Raw genomic sequence first — 23,554 nt, forward strand, 5'->3', positions numbered from 1 at the left:
GCGGCGTCTGGCCGCTACCTTTCTGGTCCGCCGCCTCACAGGTGCACCTGCCTCCGAGGTGGGACCGGGACGGCTGGTGACACGGGTCCTGTTCCAACAGGCGCCCCAGCGCGCGGTCGACGACGTTGTGGTCCATGCCTGTCACCCAGATGTTCCTGACAATGTGGAGCTGCTCGTCACCGTGAACCGCTCCGGGATCGGTGGAGGCTCCGGACTATTCTCCTATGGATGGATGGTTCCTGAGGCGAACCACTTGTGGAGTGTGGATTCCGCCCCGTCTGGGAGATCGTCGACGAACACGACAGCCAGGCCGCGCTGGGCTCGAGAGCAGCACACGTAGAACAGGCTGCGTGACCGTTCTGTCCGGTCGGGTTTGTCGGTGCCGGCGAGCATTTTGCCGATGCTGTACCTGTTCCACGCGCGGTCGTCGACCACCACCAAGACGTTCTCGAATTCGTCGCCCTTGACACCGTGCTGGGTCGAGAACGGGGTGAGTTCATCGATGAAGTACGTGACGCTGATGACTTCCCGGTAGGACACGCTGCGGAGGTTGTTCGAGAAGTCCGCTCGCCGCTGGTCACGCTCGTCCAGGCCCGTTGCGGTTCTGCGGCGTTCGAGGTCTTTGAGCTTCCCTGGCATGGCGAGGAGGTGGCCGTCGGCCATCAGGTCGAGCACGTCGCCGATGGTTCCGGTCGTGCGTACGGCGTCGAGTGCGCGGATGGCGTCACTGATGGCGCGTTTGTGGGCGTGGCGGGTGATCCGTGTCCGTCCCTCGTCCAGCAGACCGGTCAGCTCGGCGAAGTCGTTGTTGTGGAAAGCGGTGCTCATTGCCTCGATGCGGGTGAGGTACTGGATGTACGACTCGTTGCGTGCCATGAGGTCGTCGGGCCCGTAGCGGCCCAGCTTTCGGTACTGCTCCAGGAGGTTGGCGTACTCCAGGGTGCCGGCTATCCCTCGGTGGGTGAGCAGCAGGTATTTGCTGTTCTCCCGTGTCCAGCCGTTCCGGGCGAGTATCGCTTCGGCAGCCGTCAGTCGCTCAGGGCCGGGTGAGATGCCACTGTTGAGAAACAGGTGGACCTCGCCTGTCTGCTGCTTGCCGACGGCGTCCTGGATGAGCTCAGGGCGCATCTGGTTGAGCACGTCGACGACGGGAGGCGAGCACCGGTAGTTCTCGTGCTTGGTGATCTCGGTGAGGAGGCCGGGACGTTTCACCGCTCCGACGCCGGATTCGTAGATCTTCTGCATGGAGTCACCGAAGAGACCGACCACGCATTTCTCATGGCCCGCGCCCGCCAGGTGATCGAGCAGCAGCTGGATCGTCTTGGGAGAAGTGTCCTGGTACTCGTCAACAAAGATGACCGGGTACTTGCTGGCGATGATGCGTATGAGCTTGGGGTGGGATGTGACAAGGCGGAGCGACAGTGCGATGACGTCGTCGTGGGAGATGCGTCCCTCGCTCAGCCTGCGCCCGCGGTCGGAATATTCGATGGCCGGTGGAGCGGTGACGTCATCGAGGTCTTCCGGTCTGGTGAGGTCCTTGTTGTAGTCGAGGATCTGCTGCCAGAGTTCGCGCTGGTAGGGCTGGATGGCACTCCAGAGGAATTCGTGGATGGTGCCGACGTCGACGAGCGGGTCTGCGGCGATGCGTTCGTGGATCTTCTTCTTGGCGACGTTGGTGTATGTGATGCAGGCGATCCGCCGCCCGTGTGCCTCTAGATCTGTGCGGTGGTGGGTTAGGAGGTGCTGCAGGGCGCGTACCAAGGTGGTTGTCTTGCCTGCGCCGGCTCCTGCTTCGACGAGGAAGCTGCGCCGGGCCTCCAGCTCCGTGGCGACGGCTTCGAGGGTGTCTAGGCGAGCCACTGCAATCCTTCGGCGATGTAGCGGGGAACGGCCCAGTCCTCCAGAAGCATGACGTCGAAGGCGAAGTCCGTCTTGTGGTCGCTGAGTTGCTGAGCAATGTCGTAGGCCTTGGCTTCGATGTCGTCGGCGGTGGGGTCGGCCCCGACCTCCTTGACGAAGGCCGTCTTCACGGCGAGCTGGCGGAAGCCACGTACGAGGGGTTCTGAATTGGCGATGATGAAGGCGTCCTCGAAGCTCCGCGCGCAGGCTCCCGAATCCTTCTCCGGGACCTGGTAGGCGACGCGGACGTGTCCTTGCTCTTTGTCGGCCGGCTCGGTGGCGAGCAGCTCGGCGATGCTGGACTTTGCGGGCAGCCAGTTCTTGAGCGTCGCATTCGAGGTGACCGTCTGCCCCTGGCCGGGTGGGCAGGCCTTGCGGTGCTTGGGGCACACGGAGTCGATGTCGGTGATGACGAGGGTCTTGACGTTCAGGAAGGCGAGCAGTTCCCGGAAGCGGACGGCGTAGGCGTCGCCGACCTCGATGACCGATACGTACTGGTGCAGAAGCCCCTTGGCGCACCGCCGGACCATTTCCGGCAGGATCAGCCGTTCCGCGGTGCCCTCGATCAGGATCACCTTGTCGGCGAAGAACATGTCACACCGGTGCAAGACCATGTACTGGCGCAGGAAGCGCAGGGTCTCGTCACCCTGCGGAGTGGCCTTCACGTTGGCCTCGAAGGTCGAGAGATCCTTGACCGTGAGCTGCGGCTCGGAACGGTCGAAGTAGCGCACCGTGTGGAAGCCGCTGCTTGCGACGATGTGGGAGGAGTGCGTGGTGATGACCACCTGCACCTTCCAGCCCGTCTTACGGTCGATGAAGTCCTGGATGTTCTTGATGAACGTCTCCTGCATCTGGGGATGCAGATGGGCTTCGGGCTCCTCGATGAACAGCACCTGCAGCGCTGGCTTGGGTGTGGTGCGCTCGTAGGTCTGGTGAAAGCTGATGACCTGCAGGATCGTAAAGATCAGCTTGCTGTAGCCCAGCCCGTTGTGACCTTCAGGAAGATGGAAGTCGGCGTCCCCGGACGGGTACTGGATGCGGGTACTGCCGCGGAGGATGCCTGAGGCCTCGATGAGGGAGACGATGCGCGGCTTCTGGACCGGGGTGATGGTGCCCACCCCGAAGGTGCGCAGGTCCTCGAAGATCGGGTCGAACAGCATGGCGTAGTTGTCGTCGAGCTGCTGTGAGGCGGACGCCAGAGCGGTCTCGATCTGCTCGACGCTCTGGTGACGGTCCTCGTGCCCGCTGTTGACCTTGTAGTAGGCCTCGAAAGTCTTCGACAACGTGCGGGCCTTGTCGCTCGGTGTGTCATCCATCTTGGTCTGCGCGTAGACGAATTTGACCGACAGGATGGATTCGGCGGCGCCGCGCTTGATCTCCTTGCGGACGTCCTGGTCCAAGGGGCTGATCGCCCGATAGGCCGGGGCGAAGTAGTTCGAGAAGTTCTTGCGTAGCCACTTGATGCGGTCGAACGGCTCCCGCTGGCTGGCCGACCAGAAGTCCTTGAGGAAGTCGTTTGGGCGAGCAACTTCAAGCGCCGCCTCGATCTTGACCTCGAAGCAGGTGTCGTCCAGGTCGAGGATCACACCCGTGAGCGGCGCGAGGTCGTCGTCTTCCTTGTATTCGATGGTGAGGACCAACCGGATGGCCGGAACGAGGTCGTACGCCTTGGCCAAAAGGTCCTCGCTCGTCTCAGCGTCGCCCCGGCCAGCATGCGCCTGCGCCTCGCCGAAGATCTGCCGTGCCTGCTCGATGTCGGCGATACGGCAGGTGGAGAAGTCCTCCAGGACGAACCTCGTGTCCTCCTCGCCGAAGAACTTCTCGAAGAGATTGACGAACGACGTCTTGCCGCTGTTGTTGCGCCCGACGATGAGGGTGGCCTTCGGATCAACCCTGACGTCCACTCTCTCCAGGGCGCGAAAGTTGATCACTTCGGCATGGGTCAGCTGCATCTCACTCCCGACATCGTCCCCAACCCAGCTCCCGGGACGGCATACGCGTGCGACTACCGAGAGTCAGAGCAGTATCTGATACGGAAGGGACAGAGATGCCCACTTGGCTCAAAATGGTCAGCGATGTGACGTGTTGCGTCCGTTTCGATCATTGCTGATCAGCGTCCGTCATCGATCCCGCGCGAGAAGCCGGGTGATGAAGCCGGCATGGACGGGACTGCCTACCCAGCCCGGGGCATGGCGTCCGCACACACAAGCCATCGCGTGGCGGACGGCTGCAGTGGCAGTTGGTGGGGCTGCCCGGTCATGCTCGTGCGGATGCAATAAGGGTGTCGGCCCGTTGCATGCGTTCAGGCGCTGCAGTACACGGTGAACGTCCCCCGGGTGAGGGCGTGGACGTAGGTCTCGGCGCCGGCGAGCAGCCGCAGGTGTTCCTCGGTGCACGCCGATGCGGACAGCCCGGGCTGGGCGAGCACAGTATGGACGCGAGGCCGCAACTGCGGGGCAAGTTCCCGGATCCGGTAGAGCTCCTCGATGCTGCCGACCTCAAAGGGCGAGACTCCGGTGCGGGCCCGGAAGCTTCTGGCACGTCTGTCCAGATGGTTCAGGAGCGGGCCCAAGTGGTCCTGCCGCCACTTCGCGCCACGGACAGCCTGCCCGCACAGTTCATACAAGTCGGCCACCCGGCCGCCGGGGGTCGGCTCGGAGGAGTACTTGCAGTGGACCAGGGTGACGACGAGTTCGTCACCGTTGATCTTCATTCCGACCAGGTCGGCTGCTTCGCGAGCGCGGTCGTCGTCGATGAGGACGTCGAACTCCTGCGACTGCTGCAGGTGGGCGGAGATGTAGGCCTGGATGGAGTCAGGTTCACGGGTGGGGGTCTGCGACTCCTTCTTGATGTCCACTCCGGCCCAGTTGAGGATGGTCAGTCGTCTGCGGTCGAAGGGGTCGAGGTCTTTGCGAGGGGCGAGCAGTCGGTCCTCAGCCGTGATCATCTTGTCGCCTGCCAGGAACAGGGTGGGCTTGTTCCGGTTGATCCATTCTTCAAGCGAATACTCGTGGATTCCCGAGCGGACATGCCCGTCCAAATCGTCGGGGCTGTAGGTCAGTCCGTTGTCGGTGAATTCTGCGCTGTAGCCGATCTGCCAGGCAGGAGTGGTCAGGCGGATCCGGAAGGGGCCGGTAGAGGAGTGGTCTGCCACCTGCAGTGCGACATCGACGGCGGAGTAGGTGGTGCGGGCGAAGGTGATCTGCGGGCCGGGCCCGTTGCCGGTGAACAGCGGCCAGGGCCATTCGGCAGCGATGAGTACGCCCTCGGGACGTTCGGTGAGGTCCTCGGGGAAGATGAACCCGTCCATGACGCTGGCCAGGTCGATGCTGGCGTCGGTGAGCTTGGCCCCCTGCTCGTCACACCAGTCGGTCCAGGCCTTGAGGTTGGCGGCGGTCTGCATTGACCAGAACCGTCCCGACAGGGCGGCGCTGATGGTGGTCTTCTCCCCGTTGCGGAATCCGGAGGCGGCGATGTGGGTCTGACTCTTGCCCTGCCGGTCGGCGGTGGAAAGCGCCTCGTAGACATCGCTTCCCACATGCATGGAGAACCGGTTGAAGTGGTCACGTGAATCCAGCAGGCCCACGTTGGTGGGGATCAAGCGCTCCATGTGACCCAGCACCCGGAAGGTCGGCATACCGGTGACCGGCCGGGAGTCCAAGCCCAGGACGGCCTGTGCGAGTTCCCGGTAGTCACCGGTGTTGTTCGAGCCATGGATGTAGAGCAGGCCTTGGGTGCGGCTGAAGTACATGACGATCAGCTCGTAGGTGACCTGCTCGAGGGCTTGCGGGGCGCCCCAGCGGACTTCGCTGCGGTTCTCCACTACGAACCAGGCGACGGTGGAGGTGGTGTTGACCGCGATGGTGCTGTCCAGGACCCGTCCTTCGCCGTAGACCTCCAAGGCCCGTTCGGGAGTCCAGGTGTGGCTGGGAGCACGGTGAGCGATGGCGCTCACCTTGGGTTCCAGCACCGTGACCGACACCTCTTCTGGGGCATCGGTGAAGGACGCCTCGAAGTCGCTGATCTCCTCCACGCTCGCCGTGGCACGTTCGGTGATGTCGTGCAGGATTGTGTCCCAGTCAGCGTCCTCGCGTAGCAGTTCACGCAGCGGCGACAGTGCTACCGACGGATCACGGGCCACAAACACGGAGGCTGTGCCGATCGTCGAGCCCGCAGAAGTGGACCGGGTGAACCGCCCGATGAACTGGATCATCGGGCTCAGGCTCTTCTTCACGTCGTGCAGTGCGGCGATCTTCAGGGCCGGCAAGTCGAAGCCTTCACCGAGCATGTCGACACAGACCACGATCCGGCACGACCGATCTTCCAGAGCGGCCAACGCCGCACGCCGTGTTCTGGCCGCCACCTTCTCGTGCAGAACCAGCGGATTCAGGTCCGGCGCGAGTGCCTGGTATAGCTCAGCTAGCTCTTTGGCCCGCGCGATACTCCTCGCCCGCACCATCACGATGTGATCCAGCCCAGCAGCCCGGTCCGCGCGTAGCCGTCCAACCGCCAGCTTCGCTAGCTCTCGGTCAGTGTCCTCCAGACTGAGCACGGCCCGGTAGTTGATCGGAGTGAAGTACCCATCCCGTTGAGCCTCCCGCAGCGGGAACCGAAAGATGGTCCGCCCGGGCACAGGACGCCCGTCCTCTCTGAATGGAGTGGCGGTGAACAGCAGGACATGCCGGTCGGCGAAGGCATCGACCACGCGCGACCAGGTGGGCGCCGGCGCGTGATGAGCCTCGTCAACCACCAGGTGACTGAACGCGGCCAGGAGCGCGTCGCGAGACTCCGGCTCGCAGGCCTGAAGAGCGTGCGGGGTCGCGACCACCACGTTGCAGGCATAGGCGAATGCCTCAGCGTCGGCGGCGTCGTGGAACCCGTGCTGGAGTTTTCCCACCACGGGCCGCATCACGCCCGGAGTGACAATCTGGTGTGTGTGCAGGATGCCGAGCGACTCAAACTTCGCCGCAATTTGATCACGCAGCGCTGCGGTCGGCACCAGCACGAGCAGACGCTCGGGTCGGGCGGCCACGAGTAGCGCGAGCATTGTCTCCGTTTTACCCGTTCCGGTGGGCATCACGACGATTCCTGGAGCAGTCACCCCCGAGGCCCAGTAGCCGATCACCGAGTGCAGGGCACCGATCTGGGGACGTCGCAGCGCGTGCGGTTCGGTGTGGTCGCGGAATCCGATGCCGTCGATAAACGAGGCCAGCACCGTCTGCGGCGAGCGAAGTGCCGTGTCGCCGACCCAGCCCACACGCCCGCCTTTTTTGACGGTGGGGATGACAGCCGTCAGCTGCTCAGGCTCGCTGCCTCCGGCTCGTATCGCGGGCCATCGGCCCTGGACGCTGGCCACCTCCAGTCCGGTGGCTGCCTCCACCGCATCCAAAGTGCCTGACGGCACCAGTAGTTGGCGCACCGCATTGCGGCCGAAGACGATCTGTTGGGCCCACACCTTGCTGGTCGCGACGTGCACACGTGCTCCTGTTCCTTCACCAGTCCGGGCTGGCAGCACAGTCGCCCCAGTGCCCGCACCCAACCACTGCGCCCCTCACAACACGCCAGCATGGATTCAACCGATATACACCCACGAGTCGGTCACCGCACCCCATATGTCGGATGGCCTGCTCCAGCCCTCGGTGGGACCGGGCCCTCGCCGGGGAAGCTGCGGTGGCGTCGCCAAGACCGCATAGACGATAGAAGGCGCTCTCACCTCTCCAAGTAGCAGGCGGAGCGGGTGGCGATTCGAGCGCTCGGCGGGACGTGCTTGAAGGATGGAACGACACCTTCGCGGATCGGGCGGAAAAGAAGGTCTTCGAGGTCGGCTTGTACCGACCGGCGCGGTGATGAGCCTCGCCGGCCACGGTGCCTCGGGTTGTGCATCCGAATGTCAGTGGTCACCCCTATCGTCGACACCAGTAATTTCGGGGGGCTCCAGGGGGAACAGTGACCGACGGGCAGTGGCGAGCGAGGCGGTCCACGGGTTCCGGCAACTCGGCCAGGCGCAAGCGCGTCGTGTCGACGGCGGTCATGGAGGCCGAGGGGTGTCTCGCCGACTTGAAGCGCGGACGCCGTGCCGCTCTCGAACTCAAAGAAGTCACCGAGCAGATGCTCTCGCCCGAGTACAAGGGGCGCGTGCTGGTCGAGCTCCTTCAGAACGCCCATGACGCGCACCTCGCCCGGCATGGCGACGGCCGCGTCGAGATCGTCCTCGACGAGGACGAGGGCGAACACGGCGTCCTCTACGTGGCGAACGGTGGAAGGCCCCTCGGGTACAAGAACTTCGAGGCGCTGTGCAGCATCGGCCTGTCGAGCAAGCGACCCGATGAGGGCATCGGCCACAAGGGTGTCGGCTTCAAGAGCGTGCTTCAGCTCACCTCCGCCCCGGAGATGTACAGCGTCAGGGGTTCCGCATCCAAGGCCTTCGACGGGTTCTGCTTCCGCTTCGCCCGGGACGACGACTTCGACTGGTTGGCGGACCAGGTTGCGCCCGGCCGCCCGGAGGCCGCCGACCAACTACGCGCGAACTTGTCGTCGTTGAAGATCCCGGTGCCGGTGGACGACGTCCCGGCCACAGTGGCGTCCTTCCGTCGGCGGGGGCTGGTGACTGTGGTCCGGCTCCCGCTGCGGTCCGCCGAGGCTAGGCTGGAAGCGGTGCGCCAGCTGCGCGAACTGACCGATGACGGGGCGCCGTTCGAACTCTTTCTGGACCGTCTCGGCAAAGTGGCCGTGACACACCGGGTGGACGGCCGGGGGCGCCCCAGCCTCTACACGCGCAAGGTGGACACCCTCTTCGCCTCTCGCGACCTGAAGATCCAGCAGATCACACTGCGCCGTCGCACTCGCCTGATCATGGTGACGGCCGCCGTGGACAGTGAGCGCGCGCACGAGGCCATCGCCGCCGGCCTGGGATCGGGACCGTTGAAGGACGGCTGGCAGGCACTGGGCGACTCGGCCGTGGTCAGCGTGGCGGTGCCCGCGGGCGAGCCTCTGGAGCGCGGCAGGCTCTACACGTTCTTGCCCATGGGGGCACAACGGACCTGTCCGGTAAGCGGGTTCGTCAACGCTCCTTTCCACACGGACGTGAGCCGACGCACCATGGCGGAGTCCACGCAGTGGAACGACCTGCTGCTCGACACCGCGGCCGAGGCCTGTGCACAGGCGACCGTACTGGTCGACGAGGGACGTGTCGCGCTGCCCGCGGGCCCTCTCATCGACCTGATGTGCTGGGAGCACGACCAGGTTCGGCGCCTGGAACTGGCCTTCAAGGCACAGGACCGTGAGTTCGACGACGTACCGTTCATGCCGGTACTGCACCCCGCGGGCGCCCGCGCCTCGTACCGCTACGGCTACCTGTGGCGCGGCGCCGACCAGGCTCGCGTGTTCACACCGGAGGCCGTGGCAGCCGCCGGGGTCCGGCATGTCATCGACCCCCAGCTCCATCCCCGGCGCGCCGAGCGGCTGACCGCGCTGGGTGAGGCCCGTGGACTGAGTCTCCTTCCGCCTGCCACCGTGCTCGCCAGTTGGGCGGAGAGCGTCGCTTCGGCCCACGCCCGACGGGAGTTCAACGCGGGGAAGTGGGCGGACTACTACCACGACCTCTCGCTCTGCTTCCCCGGCACCGGCGAAGCGCTGAAGGACAGGAAGATCGTCCTCACAGCCGAGGGCAAGCCGGCTCCGGCCGGGGTTCCCGGACTGTTCCTCCGCGGCTCGGACGGTTCATCGGCAGCGCTGCCCGGCCTTCCGGCCGGACTCGCGAACAGCATCTCCTTCGTCCACGCGGAGATCGCCTGGATGGGAAGAAAGACAAGTCGGCGGTCCCGCGGCCGCACCTGGCTGGAGGAACAGGGGCTGGTGCGTGACTACAGTCCGCAAGCCCTCTTGGACGTGCTGGGCGAAGCTATGCGCAAGAACCGTGACGACGACGAAGCCCTGCGCGAGCACCTCCTGTTCGCCTGCGCCCTGTGGGCGTCATCCCTGGACCGGAACGGCAAGGGACCCGTGATCAGGGGACTCCTGGTGCCAGGCCGCAAAGGCTGGGTCCCCGCAACCGAGGCCGTGTTCGGAGACGGCTGGACCGGCGCGCACAGCGGGACCGACCGGACGCTGACCCGCTTCCTCGATCACACCGAGGGAGTTTCCCCTGCTCTGGTAGCCGCCGCCGACCGGGTCGTCCGTCCCCCTCAGGAGATCTGCGCCGACACCCGGACCGACACACAGACCCTGCGGCGCTTCCTCGATCAGCAGGGCGTCCGCCATGGCCTGCTACCGACCTACACCGCAACGTCCCAGGTGGTGAAGGGGCAGTTCCTCAACCACCCGTACGTCTTTCCCGGACTGTGGGCACTGAGCCTGAACTCAGACGAGCTGGCCCAGTGGCGGTCGACCGCTGAGCGCTGGCCCAACCGGCGCAGCGTCCTGTACCAGACCGTCGAATACCGCCCCACCGGCAAGAAGGTGGCCATGCTCCCCGGCCAACGGGAGTACGCCGCGTTCGACGAAGAGAGCCGCCGGCTCTACGCAGAACTAATCGTCCACGGCCTGGACACCTGGCACGCCAACGCCCTTGAGTTCCACTTCGCGGGCGGCTCCGACCGGCAGGGCACACCGTGGCCCACCCCTCTTGCGGCTTTCCTGAGCCGAGCGCCATGGATTCCCCAGACGGGCGACGACGAGGACGCCCCTGCCTTCACCACGGCCGGCCAGGCATGGTGGTGGGCTGCCGCAGAGGCGCCACCCGCCTTCCTCTCCGTCGCCTCCGCCGCGCTGCGCCGACGGCAGTCGGATCGCGTCCTCAAGCGCCTGCGCCTGCTCGGAGTACGCCGCTGGGACAGCGCGGAGACCGCCAGCGACCGGCTGCGCCACCTGCCCGCCCTGCTCCGCCGGATGCCACGGCTCCGGCAGGGCCGCCTCGGGCATCTGCTCGGCAGGGCCTACGAACAGGCCTGGTCTGATCTGCTGCCCCCGCACGAGACCTGGCCCAGCAGTAACCCCGGACACCTGCCCGACCTCCTCGTGAGCCGGACCGGGACACTGGACGCCCTCCCGACCGGCCCCGAGACCGAACCGGTCTACGTGCCCGACGTGGCAGGGACCCAGAACCGCAGGCTGCTCAACCAGGTGCCCGTGCCCGTCCTCCCCATCGACGACCGGGCGCTGGGCCAACGCGTCCACGCCCACCTGGCGGCACAAGGACACCACTCGGTCCGCGGAACTAGCGAGGCAGAGGTCGACATCCGCGTGGACCTGCTGCCGATCGCCGACGCCCCCCGCGCACCACTGCTCACCCTGGCCGGACCCTGGCTGCCCACCCTCCTGGCCGCGCTGGTCGAATTCGACGACGATCGCTCCATCCGCCCCGAGGCCCCCACAGCACACCACGTACGACGACGGTTGGAAACCTGCGGTGCCGTGTCCGCCCAGACCGCCATCACACACATAGCCGGACACACCCTCGACGACCCCGGCGACGACCGCTCACTCCTGCACGACGAGGAGGAACCCTGCGTCGTGATCGTGTGCGCACCAGGATCTTCCGACTGGCACGTGCTCCAGACCGCCTCCACCGCCCTGAGCACCTTGGCCGGCGCCTCGTACCTGGCCACATCGGTACGGCTGGCACTCATCGAACTGGAGCGCCGTGGCCGCTCCGTCGCTGACGTCACCGACTCGGACATCGCCGCCGTGGTCGGCATCCCACTGCAGCGGCTGGAGGCCGTCCTGGCCGACCGTGCCTCGATCCGCTCCGGCAGCGCCCGCCTCGTCCCCCTGCTCGCCTGCGTCGCGCCCGATCTCGCCGACGAACTGCGGCGCGGACAGGAAGACCTCCACGACCGCAAAGAGCTCCACGACTGGCTCGTGTCCAGGCTCGATCTCGACCGCGCTGATCACCTCCTGGGACTCGTGGACGACAATGACTGGCAGCGCAAGCTGTCCGCCCTGGGAGTGCCCCTGTCCGAGGCCAACCGGGCCTGGGAGACGCTGGACCTGCCGACCGTCGACAACTCGGAGACCCACCAACGGCAGTTCCAGGCCTGGTTGCAGCAGAACCGGGGCCGACTGGCCGACCGCGTCCGTGACGCGTACGTGACGACGTACAAGGCGGGCGCTCCCCTCACGGAGTACGTCCGACTGAGGTCGCTTCCCGGCCTGGAGCCAGACCCCCGGTGGGGACTCGCCCACTGGAATCTCACCCCCGACCGGCTCGACTCCCACGCCGAGGCATGGACCGCCACCCGCCTGCCTGCGGCACCGGCCCGATCGCAACCGCCGCTTCCGGTGGCCGAGATCCACGAGGAGTGCGTCGACACCGTCCACACGCTCCTTCCCCGCCTGCGCGCCCGGATGGAGGCATGGCTCAACCGCCAGGGCCGTGAGGGTCCCTCGCTGCCGTCGGCCACCGAAGTCGCGTCGGCGATGGACGCCGAAGGCCTCCTCGACTTCGAACCGATCGGCGTCCGTAAGCTGATCGCCTGGCTTCAGACCCACGGCCACTGGCCCGAGGGCATGCCCGCGACGGATCGGGCGGCCGACCTGGGCCTGAACGATCCCCCGCCGCTCACACCGACACCACCCAGGGGCGGCACACCTCTCCCCACCGCCCCGGGCCCATCGCTCCTCCTCAACGGCCGCGCGCTCCCGATCGGCCCGGACGACCTGCGCGATCTCGCTCGACGGATCGCCTCCGACCTCACCACTGACCAACTCGCCGCCTCTCCACAGCCCGGCACACCGTCGGCACCCGCACTCCCGAGACAACGAACCACCTCCGGGGTCGCCGGCAGCGGCGGGGGATACCGGGCTGTCCCCCGGGACACCCAGAAGGACAGGGCCGTTGGACTCGCAGGAGAGGTGGCAGTGGCCGCCTGGTTGGAGCGGCAGTACGGCGTCCCTCGCGAGGAATCCTGGAAGTCCGGGCTGCGCCAATACGTCTTCGCCGACGCTCAGGCGACGACAGCCTCGGCTACGACTTCCTCATCCACGACGGGGATCGCACCCTCCTGTACGAGGTGAAGGCCTCGACCGGGGATCGGGGCGAGTTCGAACTTGGCGAGTCCGAAGTCGAACGAGCAAGTCACCTCCGCCCGAACGAGACATACACCATCGTCTACGTCTCCCACGTCCTCGACAGCACCCACCGACGCATCACCCCTCTCCCCAACCCGTTCAGCGCCCCTGGCCTCGCCGGCTACCGGGTCGTCGGCACGGCCATGCGCTTGCGGTTCGAACTGCCGCCGGGGCGACCGGAGCCATCCCCATAGGCGAATGCGCGGACGAACAATCGGGGCCCTCGTGTGGCAAAGGCAGAGAGGGCGGATCAGCGCCTGGCACCCGAGGCCGGTCACTGACTGCGTCGAGACGAGCGGCAGTCCTGGGTGATCATTGGTGTTGGGTAGGTGAGGTCGGGTGAGTAGCCCTTAGTGGGCGGGCTCAGATGAGTCAGTTGTCGAGTGCGCCGGCCTCAGCACGGCGTCGGCAGGTGGCGACGACCACGCCCACGCCGGAGGCGAGGAGCATTCCGGCGCCGCCGATCAGCCAGGGGGCGGCGTCGGCTCCTGTGTGGGCGAGAGTGCCTTCGGGTGTAGTGGCGGGGGTGCTCGCGGCAGGCTTGTTCGCGATCGTGGTGTCGGACGTCGAGTCGGCGGTGGAGGGGGCCGAGGAGACGGTGCTGTCGCCCTGGCCGGAGGTGTCCTGCGTCGGCTTGCCGGACGGCGTCTGGGTGGCTGTGGGCGTCGGTGTCGTACTGGCGGTCTTGGCGTTGGTGACGGTCACGGTGACCGGGGCGCCGGGCTTCGCAGTGAAGGCGCGTGAGGGCTTGTAGAGGTCGTATCCCTCGGGTGCCTTTGTCTGTTTGACCCAGAAGGCGGTTCCGGTACGGCTGTTCACGGGCAGCTTGGCAGACGCGGTGCCGTTGGAGCCGGTGGTGAGGGTGAGAACGACCTCGCCGCCGGTGCCGATGTTGACGGTGGATCCGGGCAGCGGCTTGCCGCTCTTGCTGGCCTTGGCCTTGGCCTTGAGCGTGACCGTGGCGGGCTTGAAGGGGTCAATGATCGTCAGCGGCGCGTCCGTACCCGGGGTGACGATGACGTCCTGGTCGTCCACGACGTCGTGCAGCGGGCTGCCGCTGGAGACCTCCTTGAGCCGGTAGACGCCCGAGGCCAGGTCCTTGAAGGCCAGCTGGCCGTCGGCGTCGGTTATGCCGGTGCCGACTTGCTGGCCCGCAGAGTCGAAGAGGGTGAACGTGGCGCCGGCAAGGACGTCGCCAGCGGAGTCCTTCTTGTGGATGGCGACGCCGCCGGTCTCGGTGGCACTGAGCGCGGTAGGCGGTGACGGGGTGGGGTCCTGGGCCACAGCGGCCGGCGCCCACATCAGGGTTCCGGCCATGGCGGTGGCGAGCGTGACGACAGCGGCCGAAGCAGTTCGGCGAGTGGATTCGATGCGGGTCAAAAGGGATGGCTCCTGAGGTGTGCAGGGAGAAGCGAAGTTGAGCAGGTCGACTGGTCGGCGGCGTGGCATACGAAGTCGCACGTGGGTGCGTGCCGGCGCAGAGTGGGCGCGAGGACGTGCAACAGGATCTGGACGTCGGTGCCGATGTCGGCGTGGCAGATGCCTACCGGGTGTGGTCCAGAGGACGGCGCCGCCTCTTGCCGTGTGCCGGGGACGGTGAGCAGCTCACCGTCCCCGGCTCGGCCGCGCCGGATTGGAGGACCGTGGTGGGGCCATGGCTGGCCGGAGGCTCGCGGGGACCGGAGTGGTGAGGGTGCAGCGGCGGGCGGCGGCTTTGACGATTTGCTGTTGCTGTTCGGCGGGCAGGCCGGCGATGTGGTCGATGCCGGTGGCGAGGGCCGGGCCGAAAGGTGAGCCGACGGGCAGGCCGGCGGCCTGGACGATCTGGGCGGCGGCCTCGGCTTCGATCAGGAGGCCGAATGCCGGTGGGATGCCGAGCAGTTGGGCGGCGTGATCGCGGGTTCCGGTCAGGGCCTCAGTGAGGGGAAAGTCGTCGTCGAGGACGCTGTCGACGATGTCCAGCCAGAGCGGCGTGGCGCGGTGGAGGCGGGTGAGGAAGTCCGCGTCGGTGAGCCAGCATCCTCGCGCCGGCGCAGGATCGGTGTCGTGTTGCACCGACCGATCCCGTTCGGCGACGGCCGTAGTGGTCGGGGCGAGTCCGGGAACCCATACGTTTAGATAGTCCTGGATGGCGTGGCTCAGGGGCGTGAGGCCCGCGCCGATCCAGGGTGAGGTGTCGTCGTGGTGCCAGTCCCGTATGACGCCGTGCCCGTCGTGTCCGGGCTGTCTGCCGATGCGGGAGTCCCGCACGGTGAAGGTGCTGTGGTCGGCGAAGGACAGGTACGCGTTGTCGAGGACGCCTTGATCCGGGTGGAGGATGCTCAGGCGCAGTCCGCCGTACTCGCGGTGTCGGATGGTCTGGGCGAATTCGATGCGCAGGCGCAGCGGGGAGTCGGGCGAGATCACCGCGTAGCAGGCGTCGCCGATCACCCGTCGTCCGTGGACGGGCAGGTCGAGGAGTTCGGTGAAGAAGTGCTGGGCGTGCAGGGACAAATGCTGTGGTGCTCCTCAACAGCAGAAAGGGGCGCAGGGCGGTCACCTGCGGCGGCCGGCAGGAAGTCCGGAACCGGACAGGCGCATTGGGCCGGTGCTCGGTGCCGAGGCCCTGGCGTTCGTGCGCGACGCGGTGGCCGGCGAAGGTGCCCCGCTGAGCGGCAGTCCGGGCTTGTGTCCGACTGAGTCGGTCCGGGCCTCGGGAAGGGTGAGGTGCAGGCGGGCCTCGGCCGGAACGCTCCACACGGCGCGCGCGAGCGGCACGGTGGAGGCCAGGGACGAGGCGAACGCCGCGACCAGGGAGGCGGGGACGGCGGAGGAGAACGTGGCTTTCCACAGAGTGCTGTCCGGTGGTCCACCCCAGGCGGACCAGACAGGCGCGGCCGGGTTCTTGCGAACGTAGGCGTGTTCGAGCACACCGTATCCGTCCGAACTGCGGAAGTACTGGGAGCCGTCCGTCTTGACCGTGTGTCTCCACCCGGCGGCGAGCAGTGGCAGATATACGTCTTGGGGGCGAACGTCGTCTGGGCGCAGCAGATCGCGTTCGCCCCGGGCATCGGCCTCGCAAAGGGCGAGGACTTCGGCGTAGAAGTCGCGGACGAGTTCGACCGGGGTGCTGGGCATCGAGCGTGGCCGTCCAGGTCGCGGGTCGGAAGGGATCCTTGTGCGCGGCGACCAGCCACTCGCCGCCTCGCGGGTGGGTCTCAGACGGGACGTGTCCGGCGAGCAGCCGCATGCCAGGACTGATAGCGATGGCAGGTCCGTCCTCGGAGCGGTTGAGGGTCCAGTCCTGGTCGAAAGGGAAGGGCCACACGTCGACGAGCTCGTGGATGCCGGGGCCGGCGAGGTGGCGCGGGAGGACCTCGACCACGTCATGGTCGTCGAGATCGTCCAAAGGGCTGAGCGACACAAGGTCCTTTCGGTGGGCCGGGATTGAAGGTCACGTGCACCCGTGCGCCGATGGGTCAGCGGCGCACGGGTGCACGCGGGGCGACGGCTGCGGCGGGCGGGCTGCTGGTGCTCCAGCGCGGCACACTGCGGGCGGTGGGGGCCGGTCTGCGGCGGGTGGCGGCGCGGTGCACGTCGAGCGGGGTCGGCATCGGGGGCCCGGGAGGGGTCACGGGCGTGAGCTGGGCGCGGTCGGTGAGGTAGTGGAGCATCGAGTCCTTCCAGCGCGGCAGGGGCTCGGGGTCGGAGACGCAGGTGGTGAGGGTCGTGACGAGGTGGACAGGGGTGTGAGTGGAGGCGGTTGCGTACCAGCCGGCGGCGGCAGGTCCGCCCTGCAGATACCAGCGGGCCTGAAGGGTGGTCAGTTCCTTGCCGGCGTCGAGGCGGCCGGTGGTGTACTCCAGGCTCGCCAGGCCGTCGGGCGTGCGCACCTCCAGCACGCCCCACCTCGGGTGCTGGATCGCCCAGCCACGCCGGATGAGAGGGGCGACGGCCCGGAAGGCGTCCAGTTCCGGGTCGTCGGCGGGTTCGGGGAGGTAGGCGGCCGGGCCGGTCGTGTAAGCATCGGCGAGGGCGGCGGTGAAGGCCGTGACGAATTCCGTGGGGCACATGTTGTTGAAGGACGCACCCCACTTCGGCTGGGCGAAGGGGTCCTCGTACGCGGTGATCCGCCACAGGCCGTCGTCGGGGCCTTCGGGCAGATAGCCGAGGCGGACCTTGCGGTCGGGGGCCGTGACGTAGACGTTGCCGTCCTCGTCATGCTGCAGGTCCCAGCCCAGGGCGAGCAGGGGGGCCAGGGCGGGGTCACCGGTCCAGGTGGTTCCGGCGAGGTAGCGGGGGGTCACGTAGACGTCGCCGTCGATCTCTTCGGTGTCGGGCACGAAGGTCCTGGGGGTCGGGGTGGGGGTGTCGAGCGGAAGGGAGGCAGTCAGCGGCTGGTGCCGCGCGGGCATGCGGGTGCGCGGAAGGCCACAGCTGGGCGGGGGCGGAGCAACTGTGCCTCCAGCTGGGCGGGTTGGCCGGTGTAGTGCAGGGTGCGCAGGCCCAGCTCGACGGCGGCCTGACAGTTGTCCTCGCGGTCGTCGATGAACAGGACGCGTCCGGGGTCGTCGATGCCGGTGGCGGCCAGGGCGTGTTTGTAGGCGGCCGGGTCGGGCTTGCACAGGCCCAGGCGGGCCGAGTACAGGGCGTCGGTCATCAGTTCGCGCCGCCAGTCGATGGCGTCAAGGACGTCACTCAGGAAGTGCGGGGCATTGGAAAGGAGCACCATGGGCAGTCCCGGCTGGCGGGCGCGGTGCAGGATGTCGAGGACGCGGTTGTCGGTACGGATCCACATGGCGGTGTCTGCGGCGCGTAGGGTGCGCAGCCACCGCGGGCTGGGGTGGTGGCCGAGGACCTTGGCCCAGTAGGCGAGATCGCTCAGTTCTCCGGCGTCGTACTCATTCCGGGGAGCCCAGAAGGCGTCTTGGAAGGAGTCGAGTTGCCCGCTGGGCCACTCGGCGATGTCGGCGAGGCGGGTCCACATGGCGTTGGTGGGCTGCAGACCGACGACACCGTTGTAGTCGGCGATCACGGCGTCCACGCCTGTCAGGGTGAGGGAAGTGCTGGTCAAGGGGTGGGGTTCTCCAGGGCTTTGCGGGACAGGGCGGCGACGGCGGCTGCGAGGAGGGCGGGCAGCAGCAGCGCGTGGGGCAGGGCGGTGAGGGTGGCGAGGGCGCCGATGAGAGCAGGGCCGGCGAGTAGTCCGGCGTAGCCGGTGACCGAGACGGTGGCGACGGCGCCGGGGCCGCCGCGTCCGGCGGCGGTGATCAGGCTGGGGATGGTGACGGACAGGCCCAGGCCCAGTGCCGCCCAGCCGGCCAGGGCCGCCGGGACGGTGGCCAGGGCCAGGCCGGCTGTGAGCCCGGCCGCGGCAAGGACGGCCCCGATGCGTACGACCATCGGGGCGCCGAAGTGGGCGATGAGGCGGTCCCCGGCGAGCCTTCCGGCGACCATAGACGCGCTGTAGAGGGCGAACGCGGAGGCGCTGACCGCCGTCGAGGCATCCAAGCTGTGCAGGTGCACGGCCGCCCAATCGGCTGCGGCCCCCTCCCCCAGCAGACACGCTGCGGCCAGTGCCCCCAGCAGCCACAAGCGCGCCCGGGGCAACCCCGGCGAGTCCTTCGGGTCCGGCGAACGCCGGGATATGGCGGGGGTAGTGGGCTCGAGCATGCCGAGGGTGCGAGCCACTGGAGCCATGGCCACACCAGCCGTCGCGACGGCGAGGCCGGTGACGGCGAACAGCCAGGTGTGGGAGGTGTGGGCGTTGAGAGCGGCGAGTCCGGCCCCACCGAGCGCGCCCAGGCTGTAGGCGGCGTGCAAGGACGACATGATGAAACGTCCGAGACGGTCTTGGCAGCGGACCGCCGCGGCGTTCAGAGCCACGTCCAGCACACCGTGCGCGATACCGAACACGAACGCCCCCAGAGCGAGGGTGAGCGGCGTGCGACAGACGCCGATCACCGCCAGGGCGGCGGCGAGGCCGACTGCGCCGCTGGTCAGCAGCAGCGGCTCCCGGGCAGGAGCGGCAAGACGCCCGCCGACGTGAAGGCCGATGACCATGCCGACGGCGGCGGCGAGCAGGACCAGGGCGAGACCTGCGGTGCTCAGGTCGGCCGCCTGCTGGACGGCCGGCATCCGTGCGCCCCAGACGGCCATCACGACCCCGAGCGCGGCGAAGTACCCCGTCAGCAGACGGCGGCCGTGGACCGGGGCGTGAGCAGTCGTCGTGCTCACGTGGCCGAGTCCTGTGCGGGGACGGCGGTCGGGTGCGGGGCGACCTGGACAGTGAGGTGGCGGTATGCCTCCCGTGAACGGTCCTGGGCCACGTCGGCGGTCGGGCCGGTGGTGATCAGGAACCCAATGCGGGCGGTGAACAGGTCGCCGTCCGGCGGCAGCATCAGCTGGTCGCCGACGTCGCGGTGGAAGTGGGCCCGCTCCAGCCACGGCGCCTGCTCGGCGAAGCCGTCGGTGAGGTGGCGTGCGGTGAGGGTGCCCGGGTGGGCGGGGTAGATCATGCGGATCGCCGCTGCCCGGCTGTGCGTCCGGGTGAGGTCCGGGGCACGTCCGCAGGCGATGTCCGCCGCCGCCCGGGCGAGGTCGACGCCGGTGGCGAGGTGCACGAGGTGGCCGATCATGTCTCCGCCGATGCGGGCGTTGACCTCGATCAACCGGGGGCGGCCGTCGACGAGGCGGAGTTCGACGTGGCTGACGCCGTCGGTGACGCCGAGGGCCTGCACGGCGGCCTGGGCAGTTGGGGCAACGGTGGCCAGCAGCGGGTCGGCGGCGTCGACGGCGTGCGCGATCTCCTCGAAGTACGGCGGGAGTCCTACCGTCTTGCGGGTGACGGCGACCACGGTGGTGGTGCCGTGGTACGTGACGCATTCGACGCTCACCTCCGGACCGTCGAGGTATTCCTCGACCAGCACCTCGGTGCCCTCGGCCCCGAGGCGGGCGGCCTGGGCGGCGAAGGCGTAGGCGTCCGGCAGTTCTTCGGGGGTGTCGACGCGGATCACTCCGGCGCTCGCGGCACGCGCGGTGGGCTTGAGGACGATTGGGTAGCCGATGTGCTGTGCGGCGCGGGCCGCCTCCGCAACGGTGCGGACGCCGTTCGAGGTTGCCGAGGGCACCGCGTGTCGGGCGAACAGGGCACGGGAGGTGGCCTTGTTGCGGCAGCCCTGCATCACCTCCGGGCCGGGGGTGGGCAGGCCGAGGCGGCGGGCGAGGCGGGCCACGGGCACGAGGTACCACTCGGTCCACGTCATCACCCCGGCCACCGGGTGCCGCTCGGTCAGGGCCAGGGCGGCGGCGGTCAGGGCCGCCTGGTCCGTCGGGTCGGCGACCTCCCAGTCCAGAAGGTAGGGGCGTTCCCACGTCGGTTCGGCATCGGTGATCAGGACGACGTCGTAGTGGGCGGCTACGTTCTCAAGGCAGTACGCGCGGTATGCCTCGGACTCCATGTCAGCGGCGGCGACGATCAGGACGACGGGGCGATACGGCAACAGAGTGCTCCAAATTGGCGTTGCGGTGAGGGGGGTTGGTCTGGTCTGGTTCGCCGTCGGGTCAGGGGGTACGTCGGCGGCGCAGTCCGAAAGCGCCAGCCCAGTCGGGGTGATCGGCGATCAGCTTGCGTGCGTACAAGGCCGTGAAGTTGTTGTTCAGCCCTCGCAAACCCTGCGGGAGTCGCCAACGCAGCGCTTCGAAGAGGGCCTTCAGTCCGATGCGGGTAGCTCCCGCCGATGTCCGGTCTGCGGTGAGCCGCTCCAACGCGCGGTAGGCGTATGGGTGTTCGGTGTCGAAGTCGTGGAACTGCTCCGTGATCGTTCGCCTGTCGATACGAAGGCCAACAGGTTCGGGAAGCGGCAGGACGTCCTGCTTGACGGCGTAGGGCATAGGAATCGGGCAGCCCTCCAGGAAGGCGGACGGGTGGGCGAGGCGGGTGCGAGGTGGAGGTCAGGCGGCTGACGGGGGCAGGTCCGGGAGGGTGCGCAGCCGGGTGAAGGCGGTGGCGAGGCCGATTGCCTGCAGGACGGCGCAGGCGGTGATCGCATGGCCGAGCTGGCTGGGCGGGATGGCGGCAACGAGCAGGCCGGCGACCGGGAAGGGCGTAAGGAGCAGCAGGATCGTCACCGCGAGGGTGTTGCCGAAGACGTCGGCGGGGATCAGGTGGGAGCGCAGGGTGCGCAGCACGACGGTCATGCCGCTTTCGCCGGCCATGAAGAGCGCCATCAGCGCCAGATAGGCGGGGTAGGTGTGCGTGAGGGCGAGGGTGAGGCAGGCCGAGGCCGTGATCGTCGCGCAGACGGCCCCGGCGGGCCACAGACCGCAGCGGTCGATGGCGTGGCGGCACAGGGAGATCGCGATCAGGGAGGCTGCGGCGGCTGCCGACCAGAGCAGGCCGACATCGGCGCTGGAGTGGCCGAACTGCTGGACGACGATCACCGGGGCGGCGGCCTGCAGGAGGCCGACGGCGAGGTTGGACAGCATCAGCCCCGCGACGAGCCAGCCGAGTGCCGGCAGCGCGCGCAGGGTCTGCCAGCCCGTCTTCCATCCCTGCCGTACGGCCGCAGGGGTAGTGGCGTGCTGGTCGGTGTGCTGCTTGGGGGCGAGGGCGGCGGCGAGCAGGGAGAAGGCGGCGGTCGCGGCGAGCATGCCGGTGGCGCCGGTGTGGGCGAGGAGCAGTCCGGAAAGCGCGGGTCCGGCCAGGGTCGCCGTCTGATCGATGCCGAGGAGCACCGACTGCACGCGGTGAGCGCGCGCACCGGCGGTACGGCTTGCCAGCCCGCCCGCGGTTTCGGCCGCGACGTAGCTGAACTCGGTGAGCACACCGGTGCCGGCGGCGAGCGCCATCACCGTGATTGTCTTCCCCAGCCCGCCCGTCTGGGCCCCAAGGAGCAGCGCGGCGGCCAGGACGAGGGTGGCCCGGGCGGTGGCCGCGAGGCGGAAGACGCGGGTGGTGCCGTGGCGGTCGACCAGGGCACCCGCCACGGCGAAGGCCATCAGCCTCGGCGCCCATTCCAGGGCGAAGGCCAGGCCCGTGAGGGCCACGGATCCGGTGGTGGCGAGGACCAGCAGGGGGATGCCGTACGTCGTCATGGCGAACGCGGCGGCGTCCATGCTGCGCGGGAGATAGACACTGCGCAGCAGGGGGGAATCCGGTCGGTGGGAGGGCCGGCTTCCGGTACGGGCTCTCACGCAGCGTGCCCCGTCTCATCCGCCGCGTGGGAGGAGCGGGATGCCACGGCGTTAAGGACCTGCGGATGCGTCTGGAGCCAGTCGGCCAGAGTGGTCCGCAGCGGACCAAGCGCGAAGGCCGCCTCGGTGGGGAGGACGGCGCCGTTGTCCCCGAGCAGTTTCAGGGTGTGCTGGACGCGGGTGACGAAGTCCCTCGCCGCGCTGGGGTATTGGTGGGTGCGGGACCAGCGGGCGACGGTGTCGTACACCGAGGCGAGGTCCTCGCCTGCTTCGGTGAGCCGGTAGCGGGCCGGTGCGTGGTCGGTGCAGTGCACCAGGCCCAGTGCGCGGGCGACGTCGATGGCGTAGCGCAGCTGGTGGCGGGTGAGGTCGCCGAAGGCGCCCCGGAGGCTGCCGCGTCGGTGGCTGATGGGGCCGTTGTCGTCGATCTCGCTGACCAGCCGGATCAGGGATGGCAGGGACAGGGTGTTGATGACCTGGCCGGTGTGCGGGTGGTTGAGGATCGCGGTGCTGGTCATCGGCGCGGGCCTCCTGCCGGAGAGATCGCCAGGGGGCGGGCGGGTATCGGGTGGGAGAAGAGGTCGCCGGGCTGCCACGGTGTGGCCGGGGCCTTGGCCATCTGGCCCTGGGCGGGCGCGGCCGGTGGCGCGGGCAGTCGGGACTGGGTGGTCAGCCATGGTCCCGAGTGGGCTGAGGAAGACGGTGTCAGGGCTTGGCCCCACAGGGAGTGGGTAGCTTCGGCGAGGGGGTATCCGGCCGCCCACGCGGAGAGGGCCTGGTAGACCGGGGCGAGGGCCTTCCCGCTGGTGGAGAGCTGGTAGTCGCCGGCCGGTGTGGTCTCGGCCAGCCCGTCGTCGATCACCCGGCACAGCGGCGGGTAGACGCGGCTGAGGCTGTAGTGGGGCATGACCTCGGCGGCCAGTGCCTTGGCGCTCGCCGGCCCGCGGGCTTTCAGCGCCCACACCAGCGGCGTGGAATGCCGCGGGCTGATCAGGGCGATCGTGTCCTCGATGTTCTGTGCCACCGCGACCGGCTGCGACTGAAGCTCGCCGGTGGCCTTATTCCGTACGAGAGGCTTCTCCAGATGCGTGTCCCCCCAGGCGGCGAGCACGGGCAGAACGGGCATCAGGTCGGCGCCGCGACGGGTCAGTCCGTAGGTGACGTGCCGGGGGGTGTGCTCGGTGCGTTCGACGAGACCGGCGTCGACGAGCTTGCCCAGCTTCGGGTGGAGCTGGCCGTCCGCGAGCAGGGCGAGCTTTGCCTTGACCTCGCTGTAGCGCAGCGGCTGGGCGGCGAGGGTCATCAGCACCCACACGCTCCAGTTGGGGGCGAGCATCTGAAGGCTCTCGGTGACGCGGGACAGGTCGTTCAGGGTGGTGCGGGACAGACCGGTGGCGGCCAAGGGGGAACTCCT

17 protein-coding genes are annotated in these 23,554 nt (G+C 68.3%); 3 read left to right on the forward strand and 14 right to left on the reverse strand.

Going from position 1 to position 23,554, the window contains the following annotated elements; genetic code table 11:
- Positions 1 to 222 precede the first annotated feature (222 nt).
- The 3 genes from ACFYWX_RS24465 to ACFYWX_RS24475 form a co-directional block, all read right to left on the reverse strand.
- Positions 223 to 1,860, reverse strand: coding sequence for a UvrD-helicase domain-containing protein (locus ACFYWX_RS24465; RefSeq protein ID WP_389426214.1), 1,638 nt, complete (start codon positions 1,858 to 1,860; stop codon positions 223 to 225).
- Positions 1,848 to 3,851 (reverse strand): ATP-dependent endonuclease, encoded by a 2,004-nt coding sequence (locus ACFYWX_RS24470; RefSeq protein WP_389426215.1) that lies wholly within the window; start codon positions 3,849 to 3,851, stop codon positions 1,848 to 1,850. Before ACFYWX_RS24470 ends, ACFYWX_RS24465 begins: the two co-directional genes overlap by 13 nt.
- Positions 3,852 to 4,201: 350 nt before the next feature.
- Positions 4,202 to 7,375 (reverse strand): DEAD/DEAH box helicase, encoded by a 3,174-nt coding sequence (locus ACFYWX_RS24475; protein ID WP_389426216.1) that lies wholly within the window; start codon positions 7,373 to 7,375, stop codon positions 4,202 to 4,204.
- A gap of 470 nt (positions 7,376 to 7,845) precedes the next feature.
- On the opposite strand from ACFYWX_RS24475, the gene ACFYWX_RS24480 reads away from it, so the two are divergent.
- On the forward strand, positions 7,846 to 12,912 hold the full coding sequence (locus ACFYWX_RS24480; protein ID WP_389426217.1) for a sacsin N-terminal ATP-binding-like domain-containing protein: 5,067 nt from the start codon (positions 7,846 to 7,848) through the stop codon (positions 12,910 to 12,912).
- The gene (locus tag ACFYWX_RS24485) at positions 12,900 to 13,160 is read left to right on the forward strand and encodes a hypothetical protein (protein WP_389426332.1); all 261 of its coding nucleotides are present in this window, start codon (positions 12,900 to 12,902) and stop codon (positions 13,158 to 13,160) included. The genes ACFYWX_RS24480 and ACFYWX_RS24485 overlap by 13 nt, the downstream gene beginning before the upstream one ends.
- A 178-nt stretch (positions 13,161 to 13,338) precedes the next feature.
- On the opposite strand, the gene ACFYWX_RS24490 is transcribed toward ACFYWX_RS24485, so the two are convergent.
- The 3 genes from ACFYWX_RS24490 to ACFYWX_RS24500 form a co-directional block, all read right to left on the reverse strand.
- Positions 13,339 to 14,283 carry a collagen binding domain-containing protein gene (locus ACFYWX_RS24490; RefSeq protein ID WP_389426333.1) on the reverse strand — a complete coding sequence of 315 codons (945 nt, stop codon included), beginning with the start codon at positions 14,281 to 14,283 and terminating at the stop codon, positions 13,339 to 13,341.
- Between the two features lie 288 nt (positions 14,284 to 14,571).
- Positions 14,572 to 15,459, reverse strand: a complete 888-nt coding sequence (locus ACFYWX_RS24495; RefSeq protein ID WP_389426218.1) for a hypothetical protein — start codon at positions 15,457 to 15,459, stop codon at positions 14,572 to 14,574.
- Positions 15,460 to 15,501: 42 nt separating this feature from the next.
- Positions 15,502 to 16,083 carry a DUF317 domain-containing protein gene (locus tag ACFYWX_RS24500; RefSeq protein ID WP_389426219.1) on the reverse strand — a complete coding sequence of 194 codons (582 nt, stop codon included), beginning with the start codon at positions 16,081 to 16,083 and terminating at the stop codon, positions 15,502 to 15,504.
- A 40-nt stretch (positions 16,084 to 16,123) separates the two neighbouring features.
- Here ACFYWX_RS24500 and ACFYWX_RS24505 point away from each other — a divergent pair, with 40 nt between their 5' ends.
- Positions 16,124 to 16,396, forward strand: coding sequence for a hypothetical protein (locus ACFYWX_RS24505; protein ID WP_389426220.1), 273 nt, complete (start codon positions 16,124 to 16,126; stop codon positions 16,394 to 16,396).
- A gap of 28 nt (positions 16,397 to 16,424) precedes the next feature.
- Here ACFYWX_RS24505 and ACFYWX_RS24510 read toward each other — a convergent pair whose 3' ends face one another.
- From ACFYWX_RS24510 to ACFYWX_RS24545, 8 genes are all read right to left on the reverse strand, one after another.
- A complete protein-coding gene (locus ACFYWX_RS24510) occupies positions 16,425 to 17,288 on the reverse strand; it encodes a DUF317 domain-containing protein (RefSeq protein ID WP_389426221.1) in 864 nt (287 codons plus the stop codon).
- 47 nt (positions 17,289 to 17,335) lie between these two features.
- Complete coding sequence (locus ACFYWX_RS24515) at positions 17,336 to 18,019, reverse strand: HAD family hydrolase (protein ID WP_389426222.1); 684 nt, start codon at positions 18,017 to 18,019, stop codon at positions 17,336 to 17,338.
- Entirely contained in the window at positions 18,016 to 19,104 is a 1,089-nt protein-coding gene (locus ACFYWX_RS24520) for an MFS transporter (protein ID WP_389426334.1), read from the reverse strand. Before ACFYWX_RS24520 ends, ACFYWX_RS24515 begins: the two co-directional genes overlap by 4 nt.
- 74 nt (positions 19,105 to 19,178) lie before the next feature.
- Positions 19,179 to 20,405: an ATP-grasp domain-containing protein gene (locus tag ACFYWX_RS24525; RefSeq protein ID WP_389426335.1), complete on the reverse strand. Its 1,227-nt coding sequence runs from the start codon at positions 20,403 to 20,405 to the stop codon at positions 19,179 to 19,181.
- Positions 20,406 to 20,508: 103 nt separating this feature from the next.
- Positions 20,509 to 20,838, reverse strand: coding sequence for a hypothetical protein (locus ACFYWX_RS24530; protein WP_389426223.1), 330 nt, complete (start codon positions 20,836 to 20,838; stop codon positions 20,509 to 20,511).
- A 60-nt stretch (positions 20,839 to 20,898) separates the two neighbouring features.
- Positions 20,899 to 22,062 (reverse strand): MFS transporter, encoded by a 1,164-nt coding sequence (locus ACFYWX_RS24535; protein ID WP_389426224.1) that lies wholly within the window; start codon positions 22,060 to 22,062, stop codon positions 20,899 to 20,901.
- 74 nt (positions 22,063 to 22,136) lie between these two features.
- The gene (locus ACFYWX_RS24540; RefSeq protein ID WP_389426225.1) at positions 22,137 to 22,658 is read right to left on the reverse strand and encodes a hypothetical protein; all 522 of its coding nucleotides are present in this window, start codon (positions 22,656 to 22,658) and stop codon (positions 22,137 to 22,139) included.
- A complete protein-coding gene (locus ACFYWX_RS24545) occupies positions 22,655 to 23,542 on the reverse strand; it encodes a winged helix-turn-helix transcriptional regulator (protein WP_389426226.1) in 888 nt (295 codons plus the stop codon). Before ACFYWX_RS24545 ends, ACFYWX_RS24540 begins: the two co-directional genes overlap by 4 nt.
- Positions 23,543 to 23,554: the final 12 nt, after the last annotated feature.

The organism is Streptomyces sp. NPDC002888 (assembly GCF_042888465.1).
Lineage (GTDB): Bacteria > Actinomycetota > Actinomycetes > Streptomycetales > Streptomycetaceae > Streptomyces.